Origin of the sequence: Bacillus sp. NSP9.1 (assembly GCF_000465465.2) — a bacterium.
GTDB lineage: Bacteria > Bacillota > Bacilli > Bacillales > Bacillaceae > Bacillus > Bacillus sonorensis_A.
This window is the reverse complement of the sequence record NZ_CP048273.1, coordinates 2123264-2137507: the sequence shown is the minus strand read 5'-3', so window position 1 is coordinate 2137507 and position 14244 is coordinate 2123264. Positions and strand designations below refer to the sequence as shown.

The window sequence follows — 14244 nt, the reverse complement described above, 5'->3', positions numbered from 1 at the left end:
CTTCGCTTTCAGACTCCTTTCCTTACACTTGCATTCTCATGATTTCCTGATAAGCTTCGACCGCTTTGTTGCGGAACTCTGTCGCTGCGGTTAGTGTAACATTTGCCTTCTGAGCTGCGACCATGACTTCGTCAAGATTGACATCCTGGCCGAGCGCCAGCGCGTTTGTCAGTTTATCAGATTCGTTTTGAGACTGGTTCAAAGCATTGATAGAATCTTTCAGCACCTTTGAAAAGCTGACTTGATCACCGGAACCGGCCGGCTGTGTTTTGATTTCGTTTGTTGTTGCCGCCTGTGCGGACTGCACCTGAAACGGAGAAACTCCATTGATCATCAGTGTTTTCACCCTACTTTCCGATTTCTAATGCTTTCATGAGCATTCCTTTTGTTGCATTCATCGCTGTTACGTTCGCCTCATATGACCTTGTGCTGCTCATTAAGTCGACCATTTCTTTCAGAGGATCGACATTTGGCATCTGAACATAACCGTCTTCGTTCGCGTCGGGATGTGTGGGATCATAAACGAGTTTAAACGGTGTTTGGTCTTCGCTGATCTTTGTCACTTTCACTCCCTCGCCCACTCTGCTTGACGCATTCATCGATGATTGAAGAACGGATGAAAAAGATTCGCCTTTCGGAGCCGTTGATACGAGCTTTCTTCTGTATGGCTGCCATTCTCCGTCAACCTGTTTTGCTCTTGTTGTATCCATGTTCGCCAAGTTGGAAGAAACGGTATCCATTCTGACTCTTTGTGCAGTCAAAGCCGAAGCTGAGATGTTGATGCTATTGAATACCCCCATCATTTACCCCCCGTAATTACGGTTTTGAGCGAGTTGAATTTTCCGCTTATCCGCTCAACCACTGCCTGGTATTGAATCTGGTTTTTCGCCATTTCACTCATTTCCTGGTCAATGTCGACGTTGTTTCCGTTCTGTTGATATGATGTCTGTTTGCTCGACACAACTGAATAATTTGACTCATTGCCTTTAAAGTCAATGTGCCTATAGTCTGTTTTTATGGAATCAAGACGGGAAGACTCTTCATTCAGCACGTTTTTAAATGACACTTTTTTCGCCTTGTAGTTCGGTGTATCTACATTGGCGAGATTATTGGTTATGACTTTTTGCTTAACGTTCGCTCGTTCCAAGGCTCCCTCTAGTCTATGTATTGTTCCTGAAAATAAATCCAACGCCAAATACCTCCAATCTCTTTCCATCTGTCATAAAATCTTGTCGAGAATTGTAAAAACCATAAGCCTATTGTAAGAAATAATAGGCTTAAAGTCTATGATCTGGGAGTAAAAAAAAATCGTAATATATATCTATTTTACGAATAGGTATTTTGACCTAGATTATAAGAACTATGTAATGTTACAGTCGGTTTACCTTTTTTAAAGTTATACCAATATATTTTCTGTTTCACTAACGAATTGCTTCATTACTGTCATTAACTTATTTCTTCCCTTTCAAAAAACTACAGCGATATACTTAAAAACATGAAATAAAAAAAGCCGCAGAACATGTCGTTCTGCGGCTTTCCCAGTGCTTAATGCGATTTTAATTTTTCTAATTCCATCAGGAATTTGTTGTTTAGGACTTTTATATATGTGCCCTTCATCCCCAGTGACCTCGACTCGATGACACCCGCGCTTTCCAGCTTGCGGAGTGCGTTTACGATAACCGAGCGCGTGATGCCGACGCGGTCGGCAATTTTGCTTGCAACAAGAAGGCCTTCGTTGCCGTCAAGTTCTTCAAAAATATGTTCGATCGCTTCAAGCTCACTGTATGATAATGAGCTGATGGCCATTTGTACGACTGCCTTGCTGCGGGCTTCCTCTTCGATTTCTTCGGCTTTCTCTCTCAGAATCTCCATTCCGACAACCGTTGCCCCGTATTCGGCAAGAATGAGATCGTCATCTTCAAACTTTTCCTGAAGACGGGAAAGAATTAAGGTTCCCAATCTCTCGCCTCCGCCGATAATCGGAACGATGGTCGTCAGACCCGCTTGGAAAAGGTCGCGGTTTTCTACAGGGAATGCCGTGTATTCACTGTTGATGTCCAGGTTGGATGATGTTTCCGGAATGTTGAATAGGCTTTTCGTATAATCTTCAGGAAATTGGCGCTCCTCAAGCATTTTTTTCATTCGGTCGTTTTCAATTTGCTGATTAATGGAGAAGCCGAGCAGTTTTCCTCTCCGGCTGACAACGAAAATGTTTGAATCGATCACATCGCGAAGCGTTTCGGCCATTTCTTTGAAATTAACCGGCTTCCCTGCCGCGTTTTGCAGCATTGCATTAATCTTTCTCGTTTTTTGTAATAAAGCCATAATAAATGATCCTCCTAAATTACTCTTATTTAATTGTTTTATAAAATAAACTGGCTTAAATCCTTGTTCTTGGCGATCGAACCGAGCTTTTCTTCGACATACTGAGGTGTGATGACGACTTTTTCCATCGTCACATCCGGCGCCTCGAATGACAGTTCTTCCAAAAGGCGTTCCAAAATGGTATGGAGCCTTCTTGCCCCGATATTATCTGTGTCTTGATTGACATGATATGCCACTTCTGCAATCTTACGAATAGCATCGTCAGAAAATTCAAGAGATATACCTTCCGTCTGCAATAAAGCTTTGTATTGTTTCAAAAGGGCATTATCCGGTTCAATTAAAATTTTGACAAAATCATCGATGCTCAGCTTTTTCAATTCGACCCTGATCGGGAAACGGCCCTGGAGCTCAGGGATTAAATCTGACGGCTTCGCCATATGGAATGCACCTGCTGCAATGAACAGCATGTGGTCTGTTTTGACCGCTCCGTATTTGGTCATGACTGTCGAGCCTTCGACAATCGGCAGGATATCTCGCTGCACACCTTCCCTGGAGACATCCGCTGAAGAAGATGCTCCGCTTTTTTTGGCGATTTTATCGATTTCATCGATGAAGATGATCCCTGATTGCTCAGCTCTTAACACAGCTTCCTGCGCCGCTTCATCCATGTCGATAAGCTTTGCCGCTTCTTCATTTGTCAGCACTTTTCTCGCTTCCCTGACCGTGAGCTTGCGGCGCTTTTTCTTTTTCGGCATCAGGCTGCTGAGCGCATCCTGCATGTTCATTCCCATCTGTTCCATACCCGAGCCTTGAAGCATATCAAACATCGACGGCTGCTGTTCCTCAACCTCGACGGTGACGTAGTGGTCCTCAAGTTCGCCGAGGGCGAGCTGATGAGCGATCCGCTTTCTGCTGTGTTCAATATCGGATTCTTCCTGGCTTTCCGCGTCATGCTCCTGCTCCTGATTTCCGCCGAACAGCATTTCAAACGGGTTTTTCGCGCCGGACTGTTTTTTTCTTCCCGGGACGAGCAGGCGCACAAGCCGTTTATTCGCGTTTTCTTCAGCGATGGTTTTCACTTCGTTCATTTTTTCTTCTTTGACAAGGCGGACAGATGTTTCCACAAGGTCTCTGACCATTGATTCAACATCTCTTCCTACATAGCCGACTTCCGTAAACTTCGTCGCTTCAATTTTCACAAACGGAGCGCCGACGAGTTTGGCGATCCGCCGGGCAATTTCGGTTTTTCCCACACCTGTCGGACCCATCATCAGGATGTTTTTCGGAACGATTTCTTCGCGCAGCTTTTCATCAAGAAGACTTCTTCTATAGCGGTTTCGCAAAGCGACGGCAACCGCTTTTTTCGCATCGAGCTGGCCGATGATGTACTGGTCAAGACGTTCGACAATCTGCCTCGGAGTCAGCGGCTTTTTTTCCATTTGCCTCAAATCCTTTCTATTCGAGTTCTTCTACAATGATCTGATCATTCGTGTATACGCAAATTTCGCCCGCAGTTTCAAGGGCGGCTCTGGCGATTTCTTTCGCTTCAAGCCGCCCGCCGGCATGACGTTTCAGCGCTCTGCCCGCAGCAAGAGCGTAATTCCCTCCAGAGCCGATCGCGAGGATCCCGTCATCGGGTTCTATCACTTCCCCTGTTCCGGAAACGAGCAGAAGGCTGTCGGCATTCATGACGATCAGCATCGCTTCAAGCTTTCTGAGAATTTTATCGCTGCGCCACTCTTTCGCCAGCTCGACAGCCGCCCGCTGCAGATTGCCGTTGTACTCCTCAAGCTTGGCTTCAAACATTTCAAATAGTGTGAAAGCGTCCGCAACAGAGCCCGCAAAGCCGGCAATCACTTTTCCGTTAAACAGCTTTCTGACTTTCCTTGCCGTATGCTTCATGACAACGGCCTGCCCGAATGTGACCTGGCCGTCTCCCGCCATCGCGCTTTTTCCGTTGTGGCGGACGGCAAATATCGTTGTTGCGTGAAATGATGACATAAAAGAACCTCCTTTATTTCCCTTTATGTGCCCGAGGGTGATGGGACATATACGTCTTTCTGAGCATATCTTTAGATACATGCGTATACACCTGGGTTGAAGAAAGATTCGAATGTCCGAGCAGTTCCTGTACGCTTCTGAGATCCGCCCCCTCATTTAATAAATGGGTCGCAAACGTATGGCGGAGCATGTGCGGATGAATATGTAATGTACCCGATGTCTTCTTGACCAGCTCTCCCAAAATATAACGGACCCCCCTCGGGGTTAAAGGCCCGCCCCTTTGATTCAAAAAGACAAAAGGAACGGGCTCTTTTGCTTTTGATTGAAGGATTCGTCTTCCATTTTGAAAATACAGATCCAAAGACTCCCGGGCAAAAGACCCGAATGGAACATACCTCTGCTTTTTGCCCTTCCCGTGAACAAGCACCGTATCCAAAAACAGATCGACTTCGGATTCCTTCAGACTGCAAAGTTCGCTCACCCGCATGCCTGTCGCATACAGAAGCTCCAGCAGCGCCTGATTTCTTTGTCCCAGCGGAGTGCTCAAATCAGAAATCCCGAACAGTTCTTCAAGTTCTCTTTCATATAAAAACTGCGGAATCCGTTTATCCTGCTTCGGAAGACTGACAAGCTGAAACGGGTTTTCTTTTACCAGTTTTTCCCTTAACAAAAATTTATAGAAGCTTCGCAGAGCCGAGATCTTTTTGCTGATCGTTCTGCGAGTGAGCCCCTTTTCATGGGCTTCCGTCAAGAAAATCCTCACGTCGGTATAAGTCGTGTCCTCAAAGCCCTTTATTCCCTGAGCTTGTAAAAAGCGCTCAAACTCTTCAATAGAAGAAATGTAACCCACAATTGTATATTTTGAATAATTCTTTTCTATTTGTAAATATTCAATGAATAAAGTTAAAAAATTCTTAACATTTGCCATCACTACACCTCTTCAAAAAGGGCTTCTAAATGTTATCACATAACAAGTTGATCTGGCAATGAATAACTATATCGTTTTCGCAATATTTCGAATTGTTTCCAATGCGCGCGAAGCGTACTGTTCATTCCGCTCCTGCTTGTTTTTAATTTTAACCCCTAATTCCTTGAAAAGACCGAAATTCGCATTCATCGGCTGAAAGTTTTTCTTGTTCGTTTCCGTGATGTAGTGGGCCATGCTGCCGATTGCCGTCTCATTTGGGAACGTAACCGGTTCTTTTCCTAAAACAAGGCGGGCCGCATTGATTCCTGCAGCAAGACCTGAAGCCGCTGATTCAACATAGCCTTCAACCCCTGTCATCTGTCCGGCGAAAAACAGATCGTTCCGCTTTTTAAACTGGTAGGTTGCATGTAAAAGGCTCGGCGAGTTGATGAATGTATTTCTGTGCATAACGCCGTAGCGGACGATTTCAGCCTGCTCCAATCCAGGTATGAGACGAAGGACTTCCTTTTGATCCCCCCATTTCAGATGGGTTTGAAAACCGACGATATTGTAAAGAGTGCCTGCGGCATCATCCTGTCTCAGCTGGACGACCGCATATGGGCGCTTTCCTGTTTTCGGATCTTCCAGTCCTACCGGTTTCATCGGGCCGAACAGCATCGTTTTTTTGCCGCGCTTGGCCATGACTTCGATCGGCATGCAGCCTTCAAAAAAGATTTCTTTTTCAAATTCTTTCAATGGAACGGTTTCCGCAGACACAAGGGCGTCATAAAACCTGTCAAACTCTTCTTCTGTCATCGGACAGTTCAAATACGCTGCCTCCCCTTTGTCATAGCGGGATTTCAAATAGACTTTATCCATGTCAAGGCTGTCCTTTTCAACAATCGGGGCAGCGGCGTCATAAAAATACAGATAGTCTTCGCCTGTCAGCTCCCGCAGCTGCTCAGAAAGCGATTCAGAAGTGAGCGGACCTGTGGCGATGATTGTCGGTCCTTCCGGAATTTCCTTGACTTCCTCATTGACAACTGTGACATTCGGATGGTTTTTTACTTTTTCGGTTACATTTGCGGCAAATTCATGCCTGTCAACAGCAAGCGCTCCGCCGGCCGGTACTGAGCATTCATCCGCGGCTGCGATAATCGCAGAATCAAGAATTCGCATTTCTTCCTTTAATACACCTACAGCATTCGTTAAAGAATTGGCGCGAAGCGAGTTGCTGCAGACAAGCTCTGCGAATTTATCCGTGTGGTGTGCCGGCGTTTGTTTAACAGGCCTCATTTCGTATAATCGGACATTGATTCCGCGTTTGGCAAGCTGCCATGCCGCTTCGCTTCCGGCAAGTCCTGCACCGATGACATTCACTGTTTGGTTCATATTTACATCTCCTAATATTATGAATTGAATTGTTCTTTTAACACAACAAAGAAGGTGAGCAAAGCCCTGCTCACCGCTACTTTTGTTGTTCTTCCTTATAATCGCAACCCACGCATTGCACCTGAACGCCTTTTTTCAGCTTTTTCTCAACAAGCATGTCCTCACACTTCGGACATTTTCGTTCCAGCGGTTTATCCCAGGATACGAATTCGCATTCAGGATAGCGATCACATCCGTAAAAAATGCGGCGTTTTTTCGATTTGCGTTCGACAATGTTGCCGGTTTTGCAGGATGGACATTTGACACCGATCTCTTTGACGATCGGCTTAGTGTTTCTGCAGTCCGGAAAATTGGAGCAAGCCATGAATTTTCCGTAACGGCCCATTTTATACACCATCGGATGGCCGCATTCTTCACAATCGACTCCGGCGTATTCGGGTTCGATTTCGATCTTCTCCATCTCGGCTTCCGCTTTTTTCAACCGTTTCTCAAAATCCTTGTAAAAGGAATGAATAATTTGCACCCATTCGACGTTCCCGTCTTCGACATCGTCAAGTTCTTTTTCCATTTTGGCCGTAAACTCGATGTTAATGATTTCAGGGAAAAATTCCATCATTGATTTCATCACGATTTCACCGAGTTCCGTCGGGATAAAGCGTTTGTTGTCAAGGGCGACATATCCCCGTTTTTGAATGGTGTCAACCGTCGGGGCATATGTGGACGGACGCCCGATCCCCAGCTCTTCGAGCGTTTTGACAAGCCTTGCTTCCGTATACCGCGGAGGCGGCTGTGTGAAGTGCTGCTCTGGTTCAATATCCTTTGAAAGAACAGTATCTCCTTCCTGCAAATCAGGGAGCATTTTGTTCTTCTCTTCCAGCTGGTCGTCTTTGCCTTCAACATAAACTTTCATAAAGCCTGAAAACTTGACTTTACTTCCGTTTGCGCGAAATGTCAACCCGTTGTTTTCGAGGTCAACGCTCATCGTATCAAGTGTGGCCGGAGCCATTTGGCTCGCGACAAAGCGTTCCCAGATCAGCTTGTAAAGGCGGAGCTGATCTCTTCCCAATACAGCCTTCAGATCAGCGGGCCTTCTCATCACAGATGTCGGTCTGATCGCTTCGTGGGCATCCTGGGCGTTTTCGTTCTTTTTGGCAGGCTTTCTTTTGCTTCCTAAAAATTCTTTACCGTACTGTTCGCCGATAAAGGATGATGCTTCTTCTTGCGCCGTGTTTGAGATTCTCGTTGAATCCGTTCTCATATAGGTGATTAACCCGACTGTTCCTTCTTTTCCGAGATCGATCCCTTCATAGAGCTGCTGGGCGATCATCATCGTTTTCTTTGCCCGGAAATTTAATTTTCGCGCCGCTTCCTGCTGAAGCGTTGATGTTGTAAACGGCAGAGCCGGGTTCCGTTTCCGTTCTTTTTTCGTAACCTTTTTGACGTTGAACTTATTGCCTTTGATCTGAGAAAGAATTTGTTTGACGTCTTCTTCGCTTTTCAGCGGATGCTTTTCACCATTTATACCGAAAAAGGCGGCTTCAAACGTTTCTTTTCCCTTTAAGAAAGAGCCTTCAATCGTCCAGTATTCTTCCGGCTTGAATTCGTTGATTTCTTTTTCGCGGTCAATGATCAGACGGAGCGCAACAGATTGTACGCGGCCGGCGCTTAATCCTTTTTTGACTTTCTTCCATAAAATCGGGCTGATTTTATAGCCGACAAGACGGTCAAGCACCCTTCTCGCCTGCTGGGCATCGACCAGATCCATATTGATCATGCGCGGGTGCTTAAATGAATCTTTGATTGCATCTTTTGTGATTTCATTAAACACGACGCGGCAGTCCGAGTTCAGGTCCAGGTCAAGGCTGTGCGCCAAATGCCATGCAATCGCCTCTCCTTCCCTGTCGGGGTCGGCTGCAAGGTAGACTTTCTTCGCCTTTTTCGCGGCCGTTTTTAATTCCTTCAATATCGGCCCTTTCCCGCGGATCGTAATGTATTTCGGTTCAAAGTTCTGCTCGATGTCGACGCCCATCTGGCTTTTCGGCAAGTCTATGACATGCCCCATCGATGCTTTGACTTTATACTTTTTTCCTAAGTATCGCTCAATCGTTTTCGCCTTGGCAGGCGATTCCACGATGACTAAGTATTCGGACATACACATAATCCCCCTCAAGAGGTGTTCTCTCTCTTTTCAATTTTGCCTTTTTATTGTATTCAGCATAATCGTCGTTTAGATAGTCATTAGTTAATTAAAAGTGTCTGAATTTCATCTTTTATATAATGAACGCCGATTAAAGCGTTTAAACTTGAAATCCTCACTATTATTAAATATTCGAATACAGTTTGTCAAACGATAATTCCAAACGGATACCGCTTATTGAACATTGGAAGGCGGAAGTTCGCTCAAAATATCGTCGATATCGAATGCCAGTTTTGCCCCTTCCTGGATCAGCCTTGCGGGTCCGAGCGAATTCGCATCAAAGATGGAACCGGGCACTGCAAACACTTCCCGCCCTTCTTCAAGCGCTTGATAGGCGGTGATGAGCGAGCCGCTTCTTTCCTTTCCTTGAACGATGATAACGCCTTCAGTCAATCCGCTGATCAGCCGATTTCGCATCGGAAAGTGCCATTTTTGGGGTCTTGTCTCGGGAGGGTGCTCAGACACCAGGAGATGGTCTGCCGCCATCTGGTCGGCAAGAAAACGGTTTTCACGGGGGTAGATATGGCTGAATCCGCCTGCAATGACGCCGATGGTCGCCCCGTTTGAACGGATGCTCTCATGGTGAGATAGTCCGTCAATTCCTTTTGCAAGCCCGCTGACGATCGTCCAGCCTTTTTTACTTAGTTCCTTCACATAATAAATTGCGGCTCTTTTCCCATATAAAGTTGGTCTGCGGGTTCCGACAATGCCGATTCGCCGATGGACACGAAGAAGCTGTTGATTTCCTTTCAGAAAAAGGACGGGGGGCGGATCATGGATCGTCTTTAGAGAAGGCGGATACTCAGGGGATGATATGGCAAGCATATCCACTCCTGCTGCTTGATAGGACTTGATGAGGTGTTTGACATTCGGGAGTTCTTGTTCAACAAGCTTTCGAATCGGAGATAAATCTAATGCTTTTCCTGAAAGCCGTGTTAAAGGATGGTTTTTTTTGTCTGAAAGAGATAAAGAGGGGTCTGTTCTCCACCATTTGGAAAGCAGTGAAGGAGAGAGCGCGCCGCGCAGGCGGAGCAAAATCAAAAGTTCGCTGCTGACAGTCATTCAAGAGTCCTCCATATATTGATTTTCCGAAAACATAAATCATCAGGATAAAAAGGAGGGATAGACCGTTTGGCCTATTCCCTCAAGTCATGAAGATCAATGTGTTTTACATGCTTCATAAAGACCTTTTTCTTTTAAAACTTTGATAAGGGTTTCCCCCATCACTGAAGGTGTTTCTGCGACTTCGATTCCGCAGGCGTTCATCGTTTTAATTTTTTCCTCAGCCGTGCCTTTTCCTCCGGAAATGATGGCGCCGGCGTGGCCCATACGTTTCCCTGGAGGCGCCGTTTTTCCGCCGATGAAGCCGACGACAGGCTTGGTCATATTCGCTTTGATCCATTCCGCCGCTTCCTCTTCAGCCGTTCCGCCGATTTCGCCGATCATGATGACGGCATGCGTCTCAGGATCTTCATTAAACGCTTTTAACACATCGATGAAGTTCGTTCCGTTCACAGGGTCTCCGCCGATGCCGACTGCCGTCGATTGCCCGACTCCAGCCTCAGAAAGCTGATGAACCGCTTCATATGTAAGGGTTCCTGACCGCGACACAACACCGACATGACCTTTTTTATGGATGTAGCCCGGCATGATGCCGATTTTGCATTCCTCAGGCGTGATGACCCCAGGACAGTTCGGACCGACAAGACGCGTTTTCTTGCCTTCCATATATCTTTTTACTTTTACCATGTCAAGCACCGGAATATGCTCGGTAATGCAGATGACGAGATCAAGCTCTGCATCTGTCGCCTCCATGATCGCATCTGCCGCAAAAGCTGCCGGCACATAAATAACAGATGCATTCGCTCCCGTCGCTTTCACCGCGTCTTCCACCGTATTGAACACAGGAACACCTTCAACCTCTGTTCCTCCTTTTCCAGGTGTCACGCCGCCGACGATTTTCGTGCCGTATTCAAGCATCTGCTTTGTATGAAACAAAGCTGTTGAACCTGTTATCCCCTGAACAATGACTTTTGTGTCTTTATTAATAAATACGCTCATTTTGGTCCCCTGCCTTTCTTACTTCACTAAGGATACGATTTTCTGCGCGCCGTCAGCCATTGATTCCGCAGACGTAATATTGAGCCCTGAATCATCGAGGATCTTTTTGCCGAGATCGACATTTGTTCCTTCCAAACGAACGACAAGCGGCAGTGTCAGACCGACTTGTTTCGTCGCTTCAACAACACCTTCGGCAATGACGTCACACTTCATGATGCCTCCGAAAATATTGACAAAGATCCCTTTGACGTTTTGATCGGATAAAATGATCTTGAACGCTTCCGTTACCTTTTCAGCTGTTGCGCCGCCTCCAACGTCAAGGAAGTTGGCCGGTTCCCCTCCGTAATGTTTAATAATGTCCATGGTCGACATCGCAAGTCCCGCTCCGTTTACCATGCAGCCGATGTTTCCATCGAGTGAAATATAGCTTAAATCATACTTGGATGCTTCAATTTCCTTAGGATCTTCTTCATCAAGATCTCTGAATTCCAGGATGTCTTTCTGTCTGTATAACGCATTGCTGTCAAAGTTCAGCTTGGCGTCGAGCGCCATCACTTTCCCGTCCCCTGTGACGACGAGCGGGTTGATTTCAGCAATGGAACAGTCTTTTTCAACAAAGGCATTGTATAAGCCCATCATAAATTTAACGGCTTGGCCGATCAGTTCTTTTGGAATATTGATGGCGAAAGCGATTTTTCTCGCTTGATAGCTTTGCAGCCCGACAGCCGGGTCGATTACTTCTTTGACGATTTTTTCCGGCGTCTTGGCGGCGACTTCTTCAATCTCTGTTCCGCCTTCTTCAGAAGCCATCAGCACGATCCGGGAAGTCGCTCTGTCGAGGACAAGACCGACATAGTATTCCTTTTTAATATCGCAGCCTTCTTCAATAAGTAAGCGTTTAATTTCTCGGCCTTCAGGACCCGTCTGATGTGTGACGAGCGTTTTCCCCAGCAGTTCTTCCGCATAGGCTTTCACTTCGTCTTTTGATTTTGCAATTTTTACCCCGCCTGCTTTGCCTCGGCCGCCCGCGTGAATTTGAGCTTTCACGACAAAAACCGAGCTTGACAGCGCTTCCGCCGCCTTGACCGCTTCATCTGCTGTAAAAGCCACTTTACCTTCCGGAACAGCCACTCCGTACTTTCTGAGGACCTCTTTCCCTTGGTACTCATGGATATTCATTTCCCATCCTCCTAACTTATGTAGCAAAAATAAAAATAGACTGCGCTTTCATTTTATATAATCATAGATCGATTGTCTAGGTTTCGATGAGAAATCGTAAAATCCTTCTAAACATTCAAACTTTTATTTTATTAAAAATATAAAATTAATAAAGAGAATGCCTTTTTTAAAAGGTCATTCTCTGTTTTTCATCCTATCATCAAGTGTATAGATAAATGAAAAAATCTCGGCGACGATCTCATACAGCTCTTCTGGAATATGATCGTCAAGCTCCAGATGGCGCATCAATTCGACAAGAGTCGGGTCTTCCTGTATCGGGACTCCCGCTTTCTGCGCCTCTTCAATGATCTTTTCAGCTGTATAGCCGGAGCCTTTGGCCACCACTTTCGGCGCTTTGTCTTTCATTTCGTCATAGTGCAGGGCAACGGCTTTTCTTAATGGAGCGGATTCCTTCATATTTTTACATCCACCGCGCTTTCTGCCGCTTGTTCAAACTGGCTTTCCAAAAACGGAGCGATCTCGATCGCCTCCCGCTTTTTCGCGGTGACGCCTGTCAGGCTGTAGCCAAGGTTTTTCAGGTTTTCTTTTAATGAGGGAACGAGCGGCTCGACAAGAGGGCCGATATCAAAGCCGGTCTCAACCGTAAGCGTCATGACGTTTTTTTGAATAAAGCAATCGACTATCGTCTCCTCCAGCGCCTCCAATTGAAGGTAAAACATGAGACGGCATTGGGACGGGTCGATTTTCCCATCTTCTTTCTTCTTCCCTTTCAAGAATACCGTTAAATCTTGTACACCGTTTTTTGAAAACAGCGGATATGAAAGAAAAAGCTGGCTTTGAGCGGGCTGCTCGTTCTGTAAAATCAGCTGCCCGTTTAAGCGGTGAAACATTTGCTCAGCCTCCTGTTTGACGGGTGCCGGAAGGTCTGTCGAGTGCCTGATTTCATTGAGTACAAGCTTAAGGGAATGCAGCCCTTGATCTTTTGGCGCGCCTCCGTTTTCGATCGCTTTTACAAAAGACAGCTCGTCTTTGACACCCAAAAGGGTTTTCATCTTGAGCAGAACGGCGAGTGCATCTGCTTTCGTTGTCATGAGGGGTGCTGATTCTCTGACGATCTGCTTGAGCGCTTCTGTTTCTTTTTTCGTTAAAACTTCCAAACCGGCTTGAGCCGGCACAGGCTCCCGCGTTTCCAGCGATTTGATCCAGCTGGCCGCCTCTTTGACCGGAAGTGTGCCGTTTCGTTCTGCTAAAGAGGCCAATTTTGCAAGCAGCTCTTTTGCAGCCTCCGGTTCGATCACCTGCGCTTTCGGCAGGGCTCCTTTCGTTTCGTATCCGGAGGCGCCCGGATGGATCTTGATTTCGGCTGCCGGTTTCGGCTGGGAAAACCCCAGCTCTGCCGATTCTTGCTTCCTGAGTGGCTGAAGCGTCTGCTGCTCTTTTCCGGCTTGTTCGACCTGTCCGCTGAGCATCTGAATCAGCTTTTCGGCATGCACTTCAGTCTCGGCATTTAAAATCGGCAAAAGCGCCTGTTTCAGCTTTTCCATACTTGCCGATGACGCAGGGTCGTTATTGATCATTTGCAGCGTCTTGGCAATCTGCTGATTGAACGGAACGGGGCTTTTGACGGCCAAAATCGAATCAAGGACGCCCGGATGGACGGGAAGCTCGCGCTTGAGCGCAAACATGACGGCATCGGTTCCTTTTTGGGCGTCTGACTTCGGCAGATGTTCAAGCCATTTGATGGCAGCCTTCACATCGTTTTCTTTAATCGGCTGCTGCTCTTTTAACAGAGCCGAGATCAAAAATACTGCTTCTTTTGTTTTTTTCAAAGAGAGCCCGTTTAACAGCTTGAGGGCGGCATCCTGCACCGTCTTCGGATTTTTGTCAAACGCTTCTACAACCTGAAGACGGCCGGTCGGATCGCCCGATTTTTTTTCGTATGAAAACCAGTAGTGTGCACCCGCTTTAAGCGGCGCTTCAAGTTTTCCCTGCCATTTCGCATCGCCGATTTGGATTTCGGCGAACTGCTCGCTGATGAAGCGGAGCACTTTGCCGAGTACCAGCCTTTTCTGGTTCGTCTCTGTTCCGCTGATCCGCTGGAGAGATTCCGATTGTTCCAATTGTTTGGCCAGGCTGTTTTGTATATCATTCAGCATCATCAAAGTCCTTCTCCCCCCGGGAA

Annotated in this window: 14 protein-coding genes; all 14 read right to left on the bottom strand. The window is 46.5% G+C overall.

Annotated elements, in window-relative coordinates; genetic code table 11:
- Positions 1-22: 22 nt before the first annotated feature.
- The 14 genes from fliE to M654_RS10995 all read right to left on the bottom strand — a co-directional run bounded on the left by fliE (position 23) and on the right by M654_RS10995 (position 14221).
- Positions 23-334 carry a flagellar hook-basal body complex protein FliE gene (gene fliE, locus M654_RS11060; protein ID WP_026586961.1) on the bottom strand — a complete coding sequence of 104 codons (312 nt, stop codon included), beginning with the start codon at positions 332-334 and terminating at the stop codon, positions 23-25.
- Positions 335-347: 13 nt separating this feature from the next.
- Entirely contained in the window at positions 348-800 is a 453-nt protein-coding gene (flgC, locus tag M654_RS11055; protein WP_026586960.1) for a flagellar basal body rod protein FlgC, read from the bottom strand.
- Complete coding sequence (flgB, locus tag M654_RS11050) at positions 800-1189, bottom strand: flagellar basal body rod protein FlgB (RefSeq protein WP_026586959.1); 390 nt, start codon at positions 1187-1189, stop codon at positions 800-802. Before flgB ends, flgC begins: the two co-directional genes overlap by 1 nt.
- A 356-nt stretch (positions 1190-1545) precedes the next feature.
- Positions 1546-2325 carry a GTP-sensing pleiotropic transcriptional regulator CodY gene (gene codY, locus M654_RS11045; RefSeq protein ID WP_006638180.1) on the bottom strand — a complete coding sequence of 260 codons (780 nt, stop codon included), beginning with the start codon at positions 2323-2325 and terminating at the stop codon, positions 1546-1548.
- A 38-nt stretch (positions 2326-2363) separates the two neighbouring features.
- Entirely contained in the window at positions 2364-3773 is a 1410-nt protein-coding gene (hslU, locus tag M654_RS11040) for an ATP-dependent protease ATPase subunit HslU (protein WP_256860410.1), read from the bottom strand.
- A gap of 7 nt (positions 3774-3780) precedes the next feature.
- Positions 3781-4326 (bottom strand): ATP-dependent protease subunit HslV, encoded by a 546-nt coding sequence (gene hslV / locus M654_RS11035; RefSeq protein WP_026586957.1) that lies wholly within the window; start codon positions 4324-4326, stop codon positions 3781-3783.
- Between the two features lie 13 nt (positions 4327-4339).
- Positions 4340-5254: a tyrosine recombinase XerC gene (gene xerC, locus M654_RS11030; RefSeq protein WP_026586956.1), complete on the bottom strand. Its 915-nt coding sequence runs from the start codon at positions 5252-5254 to the stop codon at positions 4340-4342.
- A 66-nt stretch (positions 5255-5320) separates the two neighbouring features.
- Complete coding sequence (gene trmFO / locus M654_RS11025; protein ID WP_026586955.1) at positions 5321-6625, bottom strand: FADH(2)-oxidizing methylenetetrahydrofolate--tRNA-(uracil(54)-C(5))-methyltransferase TrmFO; 1305 nt, start codon at positions 6623-6625, stop codon at positions 5321-5323.
- A 76-nt stretch (positions 6626-6701) separates the two neighbouring features.
- Positions 6702-8777 (bottom strand): type I DNA topoisomerase, encoded by a 2076-nt coding sequence (gene topA / locus M654_RS11020; protein WP_026586954.1) that lies wholly within the window; start codon positions 8775-8777, stop codon positions 6702-6704.
- A 219-nt stretch (positions 8778-8996) separates the two neighbouring features.
- Complete coding sequence (dprA, locus tag M654_RS11015; RefSeq protein WP_026586953.1) at positions 8997-9884, bottom strand: DNA-processing protein DprA; 888 nt, start codon at positions 9882-9884, stop codon at positions 8997-8999.
- 96 nt (positions 9885-9980) lie between these two features.
- Positions 9981-10883: a succinate--CoA ligase subunit alpha gene (gene sucD / locus M654_RS11010; RefSeq protein ID WP_026586952.1), complete on the bottom strand. Its 903-nt coding sequence runs from the start codon at positions 10881-10883 to the stop codon at positions 9981-9983.
- A gap of 18 nt (positions 10884-10901) precedes the next feature.
- Positions 10902-12062 carry an ADP-forming succinate--CoA ligase subunit beta gene (gene sucC / locus M654_RS11005; RefSeq protein ID WP_026586951.1) on the bottom strand — a complete coding sequence of 387 codons (1161 nt, stop codon included), beginning with the start codon at positions 12060-12062 and terminating at the stop codon, positions 10902-10904.
- A gap of 174 nt (positions 12063-12236) precedes the next feature.
- Positions 12237-12518 carry a FlhB-like flagellar biosynthesis protein gene (locus tag M654_RS11000; protein WP_026586950.1) on the bottom strand — a complete coding sequence of 94 codons (282 nt, stop codon included), beginning with the start codon at positions 12516-12518 and terminating at the stop codon, positions 12237-12239.
- A complete protein-coding gene (locus tag M654_RS10995; RefSeq protein WP_026586949.1) occupies positions 12515-14221 on the bottom strand; it encodes a hypothetical protein in 1707 nt (568 codons plus the stop codon). The genes M654_RS11000 and M654_RS10995 overlap by 4 nt, the downstream gene beginning before the upstream one ends.
- Between the last annotated feature and the right edge of the window lie 23 nt (positions 14222-14244).